The 15,008-nt window shown below is 74.2% G+C and carries 9 protein-coding genes; 7 read left to right on the forward strand and 2 right to left on the reverse strand.

Annotation, left to right across the window (positions count from 1 at the left end):
• Position 1: 1 nt before the first annotated feature.
• Positions 2 to 1,558, reverse strand: a complete 1,557-nt coding sequence (locus LTT61_RS18465; RefSeq protein ID WP_233015344.1) for an urea amidolyase family protein — start codon at positions 1,556 to 1,558, stop codon at positions 2 to 4.
• A 136-nt stretch (positions 1,559 to 1,694) separates the two neighbouring features.
• Here LTT61_RS18465 and LTT61_RS18470 point away from each other — a divergent pair, with 136 nt between their 5' ends.
• On the forward strand, positions 1,695 to 2,525 hold the full coding sequence (locus LTT61_RS18470; protein WP_233015345.1) for a hypothetical protein: 831 nt from the start codon (positions 1,695 to 1,697) through the stop codon (positions 2,523 to 2,525).
• Here LTT61_RS18470 and LTT61_RS18475 read toward each other — a convergent pair whose 3' ends face one another.
• Positions 2,526 to 3,998, reverse strand: coding sequence for a CCA tRNA nucleotidyltransferase (locus LTT61_RS18475; RefSeq protein WP_233015346.1), 1,473 nt, complete (start codon positions 3,996 to 3,998; stop codon positions 2,526 to 2,528).
• 95 nt (positions 3,999 to 4,093) lie between these two features.
• Between LTT61_RS18475 and LTT61_RS18480 the strand changes: the two genes are divergently transcribed.
• The 6 genes from LTT61_RS18480 (at position 4,094) to trxB (ending at position 15,005) form a co-directional block, all read left to right on the forward strand.
• Entirely contained in the window at positions 4,094 to 4,630 is a 537-nt protein-coding gene (locus LTT61_RS18480; RefSeq protein WP_233015347.1) for an NUDIX hydrolase, read from the forward strand.
• Positions 4,627 to 7,149, forward strand: coding sequence for a DUF6049 family protein (locus LTT61_RS18485; protein WP_233015348.1), 2,523 nt, complete (start codon positions 4,627 to 4,629; stop codon positions 7,147 to 7,149). The genes LTT61_RS18480 and LTT61_RS18485 overlap by 4 nt, the downstream gene beginning before the upstream one ends.
• A gap of 766 nt (positions 7,150 to 7,915) precedes the next feature.
• A complete protein-coding gene (locus LTT61_RS18495; protein ID WP_269821757.1) occupies positions 7,916 to 12,148 on the forward strand; it encodes a lipid II flippase MurJ in 4,233 nt (1,410 codons plus the stop codon).
• Positions 12,149 to 12,310: 162 nt separating this feature from the next.
• Positions 12,311 to 12,901 (forward strand): RNA polymerase sigma factor SigM, encoded by a 591-nt coding sequence (sigM, locus tag LTT61_RS18500; RefSeq protein ID WP_233015349.1) that lies wholly within the window; start codon positions 12,311 to 12,313, stop codon positions 12,899 to 12,901.
• Positions 12,902 to 13,021: 120 nt separating this feature from the next.
• Positions 13,022 to 13,906: a hypothetical protein gene (locus tag LTT61_RS18505; protein ID WP_233015350.1), complete on the forward strand. Its 885-nt coding sequence runs from the start codon at positions 13,022 to 13,024 to the stop codon at positions 13,904 to 13,906.
• Positions 13,907 to 14,021: 115 nt separating this feature from the next.
• Entirely contained in the window at positions 14,022 to 15,005 is a 984-nt protein-coding gene (gene trxB, locus LTT61_RS18510) for a thioredoxin-disulfide reductase (protein WP_233015351.1), read from the forward strand.
• The last annotated feature ends 3 nt before the right edge of the window (positions 15,006 to 15,008 follow it).

Here is a 15,008-nt window from a genome sequence, read left to right on the forward strand (position 1 = left end):
CTCAGTTCAGCGGCTGGAAGCGCAGGGCGGTGCCCGGCCGCAGCTGGGCGACGGTGCCGAGGTCGGCGGCGGCGACCACGCCGATCACCGGGTAGCCGCCGGTCACCGGGTGGTCGGCGAGCATGATCACCGGCTCGCCGCCGGGCGGCACCTGGATGGCGCCGAGCGGCAGCCCCTCGGTGGGCAGCTCGGTGGTCACCGCGCGCCGCAGCGCGGGGCCGCGGCTGCGCTCCAGCCGGACCCCGACCCGATCGACGTCGCCGGTCACCCGCCACTCGCCGGCGAAGAGCGCGGCCGGGTCGGCGAACCAGCCGTCCCGCGGCCCCGGCCGCACCCGCACCGGGACCGGCGCGGCGGGCAGCGGCGACACCGGGGCCTGGTCGACGATCGGCCACGCCGCCGGCGGCGGCCCGATCGGGAGCTCGTCGCCCGCGGCCACCGGTCGCGGCCCGAGCCCGGCCAGGGTGTCCCGGCTGCGCGAGCCGAGCACCGCGGGCACCTCGATGCCGCCGCGCACCGCGACGTACCCGCGCAACCCCACCGCGGTCACGCCGAGCGCGAGCACCGACCCCGCCGCCAGCTCCAGCACGCTCGCGTGCCCCACCGGCACCCCGTCCACGGTCGCGGGCAGCGGCGCCCCGGTGACGGCGACGGTGATCCGGCGGCGGGCGCGCAGCACCAGCCCGCCGACGAGCACCTCCAGCGCCGCGGCCGCCTCCGGATTGCCGACGAGCCGGTTGGCCAGCGCGAGCGCCGCCGGGTCGGCCGCGCCGGAGTGCCCGACCCCGGAATCGGTCCACCCTGGGCGGCCGAGATCCTGCACGGTGACCGCCGGCCCGACCCGTTCGACCAGCACAGCGGGGTCGTGCACCACGGGGGTTGCGGGTTCACCGGTATCCGCAACGCGCGTTGCGGCGCGCGTTGCGACAAAGCGAACGGTGGTGCCCGGGTGGACGAGCGCGGGTGGCTCGCGGCCCAGGTCCCACAACGCCAGGTCGGTACTTCCGATGAGCTGCCAGCCGCCCGGCGTCGCCCGCGGGTAGACGGCGCTGTACCCGCCCGCCAGCGCCACCGACCCCGCCGGGATGGCGGTGCGCGGGCGGTCCCGGCGCGGCACGGCGAGCCTGCCGTCCGGCGCGCGCAGGTACCCGAACCCCGGCGCGAAGCCGACGAAGGCGCACTGCCAGAGCACCCCGGTGTGCGCGGCGATCACCTCGGCGGTGGTCAGCCCGAGGTGGGCGGCGACGGCGTCCAGGTCGGCGCCGTCGTAGCGCACCGGCACCTCGAGCGGGTCGGCGGAGCGCGCGGTTTCACGGGAAACATGAGCTCCCGGTTCGGCTGCGATCCGGGCGAGCGCGCCAGCCACCCGCTCCAGCGCCGCGGCCGAGCGCACGAGGACGAGCACGGTCTCGGCGGCGGGCACGAGCTCGAGCACGCCGGGCACCGCGCGGGCGGCCAGGTGTTCGGCGAGCGCGATCGGGTCGGCGCCCGCGGCGAGCGTGAGCAGCAGCGCGGTCTCGCCCGCCGGGCGGATGTCGAAGGCCGGTTCCCTGGTCATGGCGCTCCTCCTCGATGGCAGGCGGGGAGTGTCCAGGATCGCAGCCGGGGCCGCGGCACCGCGCCGGATCGGGCATGTGCCCGAAGCCACTGCGGTATACCCCCGTTCACGTCGCGCGGCTACGCTCGGATCGGTCATGGCCACATTCGATCCGAGATCCTGGTCGGTGCCTCCGCTCTGGTCGCCGCTGCGCGCCATGGACGTGGGCAAGAAGCTGCTCGACCAGTCCTGGGCCACCCAGTGGGTGGCGGCGACGACGGCCTGGGTCGACCCGGTCGCCGATCTCGGCGCCGGCACCGTCACCGCGCTGCTCCCCGACGTGCTGATGACGCTGCTGAGCGAGGGCATCCTGAGCCGCTTCGGCGGCCGCGCGATCGACGCCACGGTGCTCGGCCACGAGCTGCACGCCACCCTCGAGGTGCTCGAGGTGCGCCGGATGGGGGCGCACTTCCAGACCAAGACGGTGCTCGCCGGGCTGCGCTGGGACGGGCACCCGATCGAGACGGTCACCGTGATCGCGCACGGCGTCCGGCTGGTCCCCGGCGTCCCGACCCGGCTGCGCGCCGCCCGGGTGGAGGTGGCCGGCACCGTCACCACCGCCGCGCTGCTGGAGTGGCTCGGCACCAGGCAGCTGGAGTGGTCGCTGGCGGCCGAGCCGGACGGCCGGATCCGGGCGACGCACCGGCGCCGCCGGATCACCGCGTGGGTGGACGCCGAGATCCGCGACGGCGCGCTCACCATCGAGGTGCACAAGGCGCGCTGGTCCGGGCTCCCTGTGCCGCGCCGAATGCTCGGCACCAGCACGGTTCCACTCGCCGAGCTCCCCTTCGACGCCCGCGTCACGCGGGGAACGCGCGACGGCGACCTGGTGCGCTTCCAGGCCGAGGTGCCCGCGGTGAGCGCCTCCTTCGACCTGGCGGAGATGCGCTCGGCCATCGTCACCGGGACGGCGCTGATCCTCTTCTGATCAGCCGTCCCGCCCCTTCCACCAGGCGACGAGCGCGGCCTCGGCCTCGGCCCGGTCCAGCGGCCCGCGGTCGAGCCGCAGCTCCTTGAGGAAGCGCCATGCTCGCCCGACGTCCGGGCCGGGGGCGATCCCGAGCAGCTCCATGATGGCGTTGCCGTCCAGGTCGGGCCGCACCCTGGCGAGGTCCTCCTGCTCGCGCAGCGCGGCGATCCGCCGCTCCAGCTCGTCGTAGGTGGCCTGCAGCGCGGCCGCCCTGCGCTTGTTCCTGGTGGTGCAGTCGGCGCGGACCAGCTTGTGCAGCCGGGGCAGCAGGTCGTCGGCGTCGGTGACGTAGCGCCGCACCGCGGAGTCGGTCCACTGCCCCTTGCCGTACCCGTGGAAGCGCAGGTGCAGGTAGACCAGGCGCGCCACCTCCTCGGTGAACTGCTTCGGGTACTTCAGCGCCTTCATCCGCTTGCGCACCAGCTTGGCGCCGACCACCTCGTGGTGGTGGAAGCTGACGCCGCCGCCCGGCTCGTTGCGCTTGGTCTCCGGCTTGCCGATGTCGTGCAGCAGCGCCGCCCAGCGCAGCACCGGGTCCGGGTCGCCCTCCTCCAGGTCGACGGCCTGGCGCAGCACGGTGAGCGAGTGCCAGTAGACGTCCTTGTGCTGGTGGTGCTCGTCGATCTCCAGCTTCATGGCGGGCACCTCGGGCAGCACCCGCTCCGCGAGCCCGGTCTCGCACATGAGGTCGATGCCGTCGATCGGGTGCGCGCCGCAGATCAGCTTGTCCAGCTCGGTGCGGACCCGCTCGGCGGTGATCCGGTCGATCTCGCCCGCCATCGCGGTCATCGCGGTGCGCACCCGCGGCGCCACCGCGAAGCCGAGCTGGGAGACGAAGCGCGCGGCGCGCAGCATCCGCAGCGGGTCGTCATCGAAGGAGTCCTCCGGCGCGGCCGGGGTGTCGAGCACACCCGCGAGCAGCGCGGCCATGCCGTCCAGCGGGTCGGCGAACTCCATCGAGCCGTCGCCCGCGATCCGCACCGCCATGGCGTTCACGGTGAAGTCGCGGCGCACCAGGTCGCCCTCGAGCGTGTCCCCGAAGGTGACCTCGGGGTTGCGCGAGACCCGGTCGTAGCTGTCGCTGCGGAAGGTGGTGATCTCCAGCTGCTGGTCGCCCTTGGCCGCGCTCACCGTTCCGAAGGCGAGGCCGCCGGTGTCCCAGAGGTGGTCGGCCCAGCCGCGCAGCAGCTCCTGCACCTGCTCCGGACGGGCGTCGGTGGTGAAGTCCAGGTCGGTGCCGAGCCTGCCGAGCACCGCGTCCCGCACGCTGCCGCCGACCAGGTAGAGCCGGTGGCCGCCGGCGGCGAAGAGCTCGCCGAGGGGGGTCAGCACCGGGCTGAGCGCGCCGAGCGTCACGGCGGCGGCGGCGAGCAGCCTGGTTCGGCGGTCCCGGTCGGCGGCGGCCGGGCTGTCGGACTTCGGAGAAACCACGAGTCAGCAGCTTACCGAGCAGGGTCGAGGGGATTTTTCCGCGCGCACCCCCGCCGTCACGCGGCGACCGGCCCGGCGCACAGTAGGATTACCGGGTGTCTCAGGCCGATCGCGCGAACAGCAGACGCCGCCAACCGCGGCGTCGCGGTTCGGCCGCCGACGGGTCGCGGCCCCGGCTGCGCACCGTCCGGGAAACCTCGGCCGGTGGTCTCGTCGTCGACGGGCTGGACGGCCCCGCCGAGAAGCGCAGCGCCGCCCTCATCGGGCGGACCGATCGGCGCGGGCGGCTGCTCTGGTCGCTGCCGAAGGGCCACATCGAAGAAGGGGAGACCGCCGAACAGACCGCGATCCGCGAGGTCGCCGAGGAAACCGGCATCAACGGACTCGTTGTCGCCGAACTCGGGAGCATCGACTACTGGTTCGTGACCGAGGGCAGGCGGGTACACAAGACCGTGCATCATTTCCTGTTGCGTTCGGTCGGCGGCGAGCTGTCCGACGCGGACGTCGAGGTCACCCAGGTCGCCTGGGTGCCGCTGACCGAACTGAACTCCCGGCTCGCCTACGCCGACGAACGGCGGCTCGCCGAGGTGGCCAACCGGCTGATCGACCGGATGGAGACCGGTAAGCGATGACGCGCGGGCTGTTCCGGATCGCCGCGGCGATCCTGACCATCCTCGGTTCGATTCTGGTGATGGCACCGCTGACGGGTCAGGCAGTGGCCCAGCCAAGCGGTGCCGGCGACGCCGACCAGCAGATCGGGATGCCGAAGTTCCTCAAGCTCTCCCTCGATTCGGTGACGCCGACCGCGGTGACCACCGCCAGCGACCCGGTGCTCACCGTGACCGGGACCGTCACCAATATCGGCGACCGGGTGGTCGACGACATCAGCGTCCGGATCCAGCGCGCGCCCGCCGTCACCGAGCCGGGCGGGGTGCGCAGCAGCCTGCGGCTGGACCAGGTGAACTACGAGGTCGTCGGGGCGTTCCAGGACGTCGCCGAGCGGCTCAGCCCCGGCCAGCGCAAGCAGTTCATCCTCACGGTCGCGGTCCGCGGTTCCGAGGGCGCGCTGGAGATCACCGAGCCCGGCGTCTATCCGCTGCTGCTCAACGTCAACGGCGAGCCCGCCTACGGCACCCAGGCCAGGCTGGACGACGCCCGCTTCCTGCTCCCGGTGCTCGGCGTCCCGCCGTCCGGCGGCAGCGAGCCGGCGGTACCCGCCGCGCCCGCGCCGCCGGTCGCCACCACGGTGCTCTGGCCGCTGGCCGACCGCCCGCGCTGGGTACCGACCGAACCCGCCGAGGACCGCGGCCAGGTGCTGCTCACCGACGACGAGCTCGCCGCCTCGCTCGGCAAGGGTGGCCGGCTGGACCAGCTGCTCGGCGCGCTGGAGAACGAGATCGGCGCCGACGGCGCGCGCAACCGCACCCTGGCCAAGAGCCTCTGCCTCGCCATCGACCCGGACCTGCTGCTCACCGCCGCCGCCATGACCGACGGCTACCGGGTACTGGCCAGCCCCTCCGACCCGGACGGGCCGACCAGGGACGGCGGCGGCGCCGCGCAGGCGCGGGCCTGGCTGGACCGGCTGCGCGTGGTCGCCGCCGCGAACTGCACCGTCGCGCTGCCCTTCGCGCAGGCCGACCTCAGCGCGCTGGCCGCCGTGCACGACCCGGCGCTCACCGCGCGCGCGGTGAGCGAGCCCGCCGACATCGTCGACCGGATCCTCGGCGCGCGCTCGCTGCGCGGGGTCGCCATCCCCGACTCGGGCAGCATCGACCCGATCGCGGGCGGGCTGCTCCGGGATCAGAACATCCGCACCGCCGTCCTGGCCGAGACCGCCGTCGCCGAGCAGGGGACGGCCGGCGCAGGCGGCGCCGACGACCTCACGCAGAATCCGTCCGGCGGCGAGCCGACGCCGGCCGAACCGGCGCGACCCGAGGTGGTCCGGATGCCGGACATCGTGCCCGCCGCCCCGGTCACCGCGCTGGCCGAGACCCCGGCGGGTGACGGGCCGGGCAGCAGGCCGGACCCGTCGCTGCACGCCGTCACCTACGACATCTGGTCCGCCACCGCGCTCGCCGCCGTCGGCTCCAACCCGCCGACCCCGTCGTTCACCCCGGCCCGGGTGCGCTACGACGTCACCAACGACTCGCGGACCGCCCGGCTGCAGGACGCGCTCGGCGCGCTCACCTGGACCGCGCTCAACCCGCGGCCGGACCGGCCGCGCGCGCAGCTGCTGGTCCCGCCGCAGCAGTGGGGCGCCAACCGGGAGGAGGCCATCACGCTGCTTCGCCAGGTCGACGCGCTGCTCACCGGCGGCATGGCCACCGCGCGGACGCTGCCCGAGCTGCTCGCCCAGCCCGCCGACCCGCGCCCGTACGAGCCGGACCACCTGCCGCGCGCCGTCGCGGACGGGGTGCCGGAGCGCTTCGTCGCGCCGATCCGCGATCAGGGCGCCCGGATCACCGCGCTCTCCCGCGCCCTGGTCGAGGTGCCGGAGCTGGAGCTCACCCCGACCGAGTACGTGACCCCGCTGCGCGACGACCTGCTCCGCGCGCTCACCCTCTCCGACCGGCGCGCGGGCGGCACCGCCCAGCCCGACGTCTACGCCCAGCGCAGGCTGGACCGCACCGCGGGCACCATGGACCGGATCTACGGCTCGGTGACGGTGCTCCCGCCCGGCGGCGTCTACACCCTCGCCTCCGAGCAGAGCCCGCTGCTGCTGGTCGCGCGGAACGAGCTGCCGGTGGCGATCCGGGTCAAGTTCCGGATCGAGGCGCCGCCGGACGCCTCCATCGACGACACCGGCGAGCAGATCCTGCCGCCGAACGGCACCCGCTCCTTCCAGATCCCGACCGAGGTGAACGACAGCCGCAATCTCGTCATCCCGATCTCGCTGACCACTCCCGACGGTGTCGCACTTGGCAACGCGACCTCGGTGTCGGTGCGTTCGAACGCCTACGGCCAGGCGCTGGCGATCCTCACCGCCTGTGCGGCGACGCTGCTCCTGCTGCTGGCCGGACGGCGCCTCTGGCACCGGTTCCGGGGCAGGCCCGACCCGGCCGACGAGACCTTCGACCCGGAGGTCCAGCGCCAGGTGAGCCGCTACCGGAGGTTCCTCGCCCGGGCTGTCCGCCGCCGCGAGCCGCGGTGAGGGACAATCACGGTGCGCTAGTACAGCAGGAGGCAGGATGAGCGACGAACATCCGACCGCTCATCGGCCCCACCCGGAGGACGAGCCGGACGGCGCCGGCATCCGCCGCGCCCCGCTCGCGCCGTGGGAACGTCAGCTGCACCGCCCCCGGGCGGATCCGGAAGGGGGAGCGGGGATGCCCGACGGCGCCACCGAACGGTTCGGGGACGACGCGCCGCCGCAGGTCCCCCAGGTGAGCAGGGCGGAGCCCGGACCGCGCGGCCCCGACGGCGCCCGTGCCGTCCCGCCTGCGGGCGGGCGGAACGGCGCGCCGCCGCCGCGCACCGTCGGCCCCGCCCCCAGCGGGGGAATGTCCAGGCAGGCGCCGCCGTCCGGCGGAATGCCGCAAACGCGCCCGCCCGGGCCCGGTGGCAGGCCAAGGCAGTCGCCGCCCGACGGCGGTGCGCCGCAGCCGGGCGGTAGGCCGTTTCCTCCTGATCGCGGCGCTGCCGGTGGCAGGCCGCGATCGGTTTCCCCCGACGCCGGTGCGCCACAGTCCGGCGGGATGCCGCGGCAGGCGCCGCCCGGCCCCGCCCAGCAGGGGGCAAGGCCGCGGCAGGTGCCGCCGTCCGGCGACCCCGCGCGGCACGCGCCGCCCCCCGGGGCGGTTCCGCGGCAGCGACCGCCGGGTCCCGCTCGGGACGAGCGGCATGTCCCGCCGCCGAATTACGGCGAACGTCCCGCCCCGCTACCGCGTGGCGAGCGCCCCCCGCTGGACGAGCGCGGAATGCCGCAGGGCCGTCCGCCGCAACGCGGTGGGCCGCCCGTTCCCGCACCGGGCGAGCACCCGGCCGCGCACGGCCGCCCCCCGCGCCCCGAAGCACCCCCGCAGCCCCCGCAGCCCCCGCGCGGCGCGCCCCCGGCCCCGCCGCGCGACGGCCGCCCGCTCTCACACGGCGAGCCGCTCCCCGGCGAACCCCGCCGCGCCGCACCCCCGCGCCGCCCCGGCGCCCAGCCCCCCTCCGGCGGCATGCCGCGCCAGCCCGCGCACCCGGGGCAACAGCGCTACCCGGCCGAGCCGGGCCAGGACCGCAGGCACGCGCACGAGGCCGAGCCCGCCCGCCCCGCCCCGCAGCGCATCCCGGCGGCCCAGCCCAAGCACGCCCGCCCCGCCGAGCCCGCGACCTCGCACTACGCGCAGTCCGCGAAGGCGGGCACCGCGCTCGCCGAGCCGGAGCAGCCCGAGTCCAGGGAGAGCGCGAACGCCCGCCTGCTCCGCGACTCCGGCTCGATCGCCATCGCCACCCTGGTCAGCCGGATCACCGGCTTCGGCAAGCAGCTGCTGCTGCTCGCGGTGCTCGGCCCCGCGGTGGCCAGCTCGTTCGTCTCGGCGAACCTGATCCCGAACATGATCGCCGAGCTGGTGCTCGGCGCCGTGCTCACCGCCATCGTCGTCCCCACCCTGATCCGCGCCGAGCAGGAGGACGACGACAACGGCGCCGCCTTCGTCCGCCGCCTGGTCACCGCGGCGTTCACCGTGCTGGCCGTGGCCGCGCTGCTCGCCACCGCCTCCGCCCCGATCCTGGCGACGCACGTCTTCGTCTCCGCCGACGGCAAGGTGAACACCGAGCTCACCACCGCGCTCACCTTCCTGCTGGTCCCGGCGATCCTCTTCTACGGGATGTCGGCCCTGCTCACCGCGATCCTGAACACCAGGCAGGCGTTCCGGCCCGGAGCGTGGGCGCCGGTGCTGAACAACGTGGTCGTGCTGATCATGCTCGGGGCCTACGCGCTCACCCCGGGCGAGATCAGCCTGAACCCGGTCAGCATGGGCGATTCCAAACTGCTCGTCCTCGGCCTCGGCGTGACCACCGGCGTCTTCGTGCAGGCCGCCAGCCTGCTGCCCGCCATCCGCAGGCACGGCATCGACCTGCGCCCGCTGTGGGGCATCGACGCCAGGCTCAAGCAGTTCGGCCGGATGGGCATCGCGATCATCCTGTACGTGCTGATCAGCCAGGTCGGGCTGATCGTCGCGAACAACATCTCCTCGCACGCCGACGAGGCGGGACCGGCGATCTACTCCAACGCCTGGCTGCTGCTGCAGCTGCCGTACGGCGTCCTCGGCGTCACCCTGCTCACCGCGATCATGCCGCGGCTGAGCCGCAACGCCGCCGCCGACGACACCCCCGCCGTGGTCGACGACCTCTCGGTCGCCACCCGGCTCACCATGATCGCGCTGGTCCCGGTGGTGGTCTTCCTGACCCTGGCGGGCCCGCAGGTCGGCCAGGCGCTGTTCGGCTACGCCAAGTTCGCCGAGGACGCCGAGCGGCTCGGCCTCGCGGTCAGCTGGTCGGCCTTCGCCCTGATCCCGTACTCGCTGGTGCTGATCCACCTGCGCGTCTTCTACGCCCGCGAGCAGGCGTGGACGCCGACCTGGATCGTGCTCGGCATCACCGCGGTGAAGATCGTCTTCTCCGCGCTGGCTCCCGTGCTCTCCAGCGACAGCTCGCACGTGGTGATCATGCTCGGCGCGGCCAACGGCCTCGGCTACACCGCGGGCGCGATCATCGGCGGCTACCTGCTGCACCGCAGCCTCGGCGACCTCCGCATGGCGAATGTGGGGCGCACGGTGTCCCGGGTGGCGCTGGCCGCCATCGCGGGCGGCGCGGTGATGCTGATCGCGGACCGGGTGCTCGGGCTCGGCAAGCTCTCCGAGGCGTTCGGCGGCCCCGGCTCGCTGATCCGGGTGGCGATCCTGGCGGTCGTCATGTTCGGCGTCGCCTTCGGGCTGATGCGCCTGGCGGGCATCCCGGAGATCGTGGCGATCACCGTCGCCGTCTCGCGCCGCCTCGGCTTCACCCCGCCCGCCCCGGAGCTCGACCTCGACGCGAAGATCGACGAGGGCGCGACCCGGGTGCTGCAACGCCGCGACCAGTACGAATACCCGCGGTTCGACCCGTACGGGGATTCCACCCAGACCATGGTGCTTCCGGTCATCCGGCCGGACGCCGTTGGCCGTACCGGGTCGGGCCACTTCCCGTACCCTGTTCGGCAGAGAAGCACAAGTGGCGACGACGAGACTTCGACGTATCCGTCCGAAGGAGGACCGAGGGTGAGCGACGACGCGGTGGGCGGCGTCCCGGCCGACGATTCTCCAGGGAACCGGCCAGCCGGGCTCTCCACCGAGCATCGGCCCGCGGACCAGCCGCCACAGCCGGAGCAGGGCGGCCGGGTGCCGCCGCAGGCCCCGGTGCCCGGCGCTCCGCCGCAGGGGGTGCCGCCGCGGGCAGTGCCGCCGCGGGACGCCGAGGCGACGGTCCGGATCGGCCCTGGCAGCCTGCCGCCGGAGGCGGTTGTGCCGCCGACAGCGCAGCCGGACACCGGCTCGGCGCACGCGCACCCGCCGCGCGATCCGATGTACGACACCGGCATGCTGCCGATCCCGCCGGTCGGCGGCGAGCAGGGGCCGGGCCGCCGGATCCCGCGCGGCCCGAAGTTGATCCCCGGCGCCTCGGTCGCGGGCGGCCGCTACCGGCTGCTCGCCGACTGCGGCGGCTCGCGCGGGCTCAAGTTCTGGCAGGCGCTCGACATCAAGCTGGACCGCGAGGTCGCGCTGACCTTCGTCGACGCCGACCAGAAGTCGGGGGAGAACTCCGGCCAGGACGGCCCGCAGGCGATCCTCTCCCGCACCCTGCGGCTCGGCCGGATCAACTCGCCCGGCCTGGCCAGGGTGCTCGACGTGGTGCGCGGCTCCTCCGGCGGCATCGTGGTCGCCGAGTGGACCCCGGGCCGCTCGCTGCGCGAGATGGCCGAGACCGTTCCCTCCCCGATCGGCGCCGCGCGCGCCATCCGGGTGCTCGCCTCGGCCGCCGAGCTGGCGCACCGCGGCGGCGGCGCGCTCTCCATCGACCATCCGGACCGGGTGCGGATCAGCGCCTCCGGCGACGCCGTGCTCGCCTTCCCCGGCACGCTCAGCGACGCCGACGCGCAGGGTGACGTGCGCGGCCTCGGCGCCATGCTCTACGCCCTGATCCTGGCCCGCTGGCCGATCCGCTCCGGCGGGCTGAGCGGCCAGGCGGCCACCGTCGGCGGGCTCCGGCTCGCCGACTTCGGCCAGGACGGCACACCGGTCGAGCCGCGCCAGGTGCGGCCGGAGGTGCCCTTCGAGATCTCCGCGGTCGCGGTGCGCTCGCTGGAGGCGAACAAGGGCGTGCGCACCGCCGCCACCGTCCAGCACGTGCTGGAGCAGGCCTCGGTCGTCGATCAGAAGACCGACTTCATCCCGGTGCTCCGGCTCGGCCAGCGGCAGCAGCCGCCGGTCGAGGAGTCGCTGGCCGACCCGGAGCTGCTCGCGGCCGAGCGGGAGCGCTCGCAGCGGATGCTCTGGATCATGGTCGGGCTCGGCATCCTGGCCGCGCTCGTCGTCGGCATCGTGATCTGGTGGACGGTGAGCATGTTCGCGGGCGGCGAGCCGTCGGCGCCGCTCGACCAGTCCAACAACATCGGCCTGACCAGCGAGACCACCGCCCCGCCTGCCGCGCCGATCGGCCCGGCCGAGCCCGCCGCGAGCGGCGGCACCGGCGCGCCGGTGCCCGCTACCGCGGTCGGCGTCTTCTCCCCGGAGGGCACGCCGGACGGCACCGGCAACGCCGCCGCCGTGATCGACCGCGACCCGGCCAGCAGCTGGCGCACCGACCAGTACTTCCAGCAGTTCCCGGCGCTCAAGAAGGGCGTCGGGCTGCTGGCCACGCTGCCGACCCCGGCCCGGCTGAACTCGGTCGCCATCGAGTCGCCGAGCGCGGGCACGACGGTGGAGATCCGCACCTCGCCCACCGACGCGCCGACGCTGGACCAGACCCAGCTGATCGGCTCGGCGCGGCTGCAGAACGGCGTCACCGACATCCCGGTGCGCACCGACCAGGCCGCCCGCTACGTGCTGGTCTGGATCACCGGCCTCGGCAACGACGGCGGCCGCTTCCAGACCACCATCGGCGAGCTCCGCTTCGAAGCCGCGCCCTGAAAATCCCTGCGTAACAGGGGTTCACCGGCCCGCACGGCCCGGTTGCTACCACATCGTCGCCGACGCTATGATCGCTGCGCGCTCTCGGCAGGGGAGCTGGTGCAGGCGACCGCGCCCGCACCGCAGTGAGCGCAGTCCAAGGGGTTGGCATTGTCGTCCGAAGTGAACCGCGGGGGGAAGTCGCGGCCGTTCGAGCCCGGCGAGCCGAGCGATATCGAACTGCTGCGCGCGCACGTCACCGGGCAGCAGCACGCCTTCGCGGAGTTGCTGCGCAGGCACCGCGACCATCTGTGGCAGACCGCCATGCGCATCGCCTACACCAGGGAGGACGCGGCCGATTCGCTGCAGGACGCGCTGCTGAACGCGCACCGCACCGCCGCCTCGTTCCGCGGTGATTCCGAGGTGCGCAGCTGGATGCACACCATCGTGGTGAACGCCTGCCTCGACCGGATCCGGCGGAACAAGACCAGGCGGGCCATCTCGCTCTCGCCGGAGACCATGCCGGATCCGGCGGATCCCCGGAATGGAATCGCCGAACTGGAAGTTTCGTTGATGCTCGGGCGGGCACTGTTCACCTTGCCGCCGGATCAGCGCGCGGCGGTGGTCGCGGTGGACCTGGAGGGGCTCAGCGTCGCGGAGACGGCGGTGCTGCTCGGGGTCGCCGAGGGCACGGTCAAGAGCCGGTGCGCGCGCGCCCGGCTCCGGCTGCGGGAGCAGCTGGAGGATCTCCGTGACCCGGGGAACCGGACGTAGGGGCGGTGCGTCATAAGTAGTGACGGACCACAGCGCGATGACCACGACGACCGCCCCCGTCGCGAAGGGGACCTGTGATGTCAGGTGAGTTCCATGTCGGATGAGAACAGCGGAGGTGCGATGGCGACCCGATCGGTCCCGCAGCCTCCGTTCTCGGTGGACGTGCTGGCCGATCTCCACGCGGGCAATCTCGAGCCCGAGGTCCGCGAGCAGCTGTGGCCCGCGGTCAACCGCGACCCCGACGCGCTCCGCGTGCTGCGCGCACTGGACGAGGTGAGCACCCGGATTCGCGCGCTCGGCGCCGAGGAGCGGGTGCTGCACGCCATGCCCGTCGATATCGCCGCCCGGCTGGAGCGGTTCGTCACCGATCTCGACGGGGTCGAGCCGACCGAACAGCTCGGGCAGCGGCCCGTTCCCGCGCGGCCCGAGCCTCCTGCCGACGACGTCGAAGCCACGACCCGGCTCGGCCCCGGCGATGGCCCCGGCGAAGGCTATGGCGATGGCGAGGCGACAGCGCGGCTCGGCGGCACCGACGACAGTGCAGACCCGGGAAGCCGGCGCACGGGCACCGTCGTCCCGTTGGCTCCACGGCGCAGGCGGCCCGCGTACCTGCTCACCGCGGCGGCCGCCGTGCTTCTGGTGCTCGCCGTCGGCGTCGGCATCACCGCCGCCATGCGGGCGGGTACCGAGCCGGGCACCCCGACCGCGCAACCGCCGGCCGCGCTCGACGTCGGGGACGAGCTGACCTCCACCGCGGCCCTCGGCATCATGGGCCGCAACGACGTCACCGGCCCGCTCGGCAGCGCCGCCGCGCTCCGGCGCTGCGTCGCCGCCAACGGCCTGGAGCGCCCCGTGCTCGGCTCCACCGACGTGCTCTTCCGCGGCGGCCCCGCCGTATTGGTGCTGCTGGCCGGGCCGCGCTCGCCCGGCGTCACCGCGCTGGTGGTCGGCACCGGCTGCAGCACCGGCGATCCGCAGCAGCTCACCCGCACCGACATCGGCTGATCGCCCGCACAGCCACCGTTTTCGCCCCCCAGCGGCCCGCACCACACCGGGAATTCCACCCGATACCCTGGTGTTGACCGAGACGTCAGACGTCCCACTCCTTCGGAAGGGCCCCATGAGCACGCCTGTTCGCGACCTGATCATCGTCGGCTCCGGCCCCGCCGGGTACACCGCCGCCGTCTACGCCGCGCGCGCCGAGCTCGAGCCACTGCAGTTCGAGGGCACCCAGTTCGGCGGCGCGCTGATGACCACCACCGAGGTGGAGAACTTCCCCGGCTTCCGCGCGGGCATCATGGGCCCCGACCTCATGGACGAGATGCGCGAGCAGGCCAAGCGCTTCGGCACCGAGATCCGCACCGAGGACGTCGACGCCATCGACCTCTCCGGCCCGATCAAGACCGTGACCGTCGGCGCCGAGACCTACCGCGCCTACGCGATCATCCTCGCCATGGGCTCGGCTGCCCGCTACCTCGGCGTCCCCGGCGAGGAGAAGCTGCTCGGCCGCGGCGTCAGCGCCTGCGCCACCTGTGACGGCTTCTTCTTCAAGGGCCAGGAGATCGTGGTCGTCGGCGGCGGCGACTCGGCGATGGAGGAGGCGATCTTCCTGACCAAGTTCGCCACCACCGTCACCATCGTGCACCGGCGCGAGGAGTTCCGCGCCTCCCGCATCATGCTGGAGCGCGCCAAGGCCAATGACAAGATCAAGTTCGTGCTGAACACCGAGGTCGTGCAGGTCAACGGCGATTCCGCGGTGACGAGCCTGTCCCTGCGTGACACCAGGACCGGGGAGACCTCCGAGCTCGCCGCCACCGGCCTCTTCGTCGCGATCGGCCACGACCCGCGCAGTGAGCTGGTCCGCGGGCAGGTCGAGCTCGACGCCGACGGCTACGTCCAGGTGCAGCACCCGACCACCGCCACGAACGTCCCCGGCGTCTTCGCCGTCGGCGACCTCGTGGACCACATCTACCGCCAGGCGATCACCGCGGCCGGCACCGGGTGCCGCGCCGCGATCGACGCCGAGCGGTGGCTGGGCGAGCAGGGCGACATCACGTCGAACACGCTCGACCACGCCGGTTCCCCGGTGACCCCGGTGTCCTGACGG

Source organism: Nocardia asteroides, from assembly GCF_021183625.1.
GTDB lineage: Bacteria > Actinomycetota > Actinomycetes > Mycobacteriales > Mycobacteriaceae > Nocardia > Nocardia asteroides_A.

Bases quoted from the DNA above. Each gene is read 5' to 3' on its own strand.
- LTT61_RS18495 (WP_269821757.1), top strand. From the start codon at position 7,916: ATGCCGCAGGGCCGTCCGCCGCAACGCGGTGGGCCGCCCGTTCCCGCA.
- LTT61_RS18470 (WP_233015345.1), top strand. From the start codon at position 1,695: ATGGCCACATTCGATCCGAGATCCTGGTCGGTGCCTCCGCTCTGGTCG.
- LTT61_RS18485 (WP_233015348.1), top strand. From the start codon at position 4,627: ATGACGCGCGGGCTGTTCCGGATCGCCGCGGCGATCCTGACCATCCTC.
- LTT61_RS18465 (WP_233015344.1), bottom strand. From the start codon at position 1,558: ATGACCAGGGAACCGGCCTTCGACATCCGCCCGGCGGGCGAGACCGCG.
- LTT61_RS18505 (WP_233015350.1), top strand. From the start codon at position 13,022: ATGGCGACCCGATCGGTCCCGCAGCCTCCGTTCTCGGTGGACGTGCTG.
- trxB (WP_233015351.1), top strand. From the start codon at position 14,022: ATGAGCACGCCTGTTCGCGACCTGATCATCGTCGGCTCCGGCCCCGCC.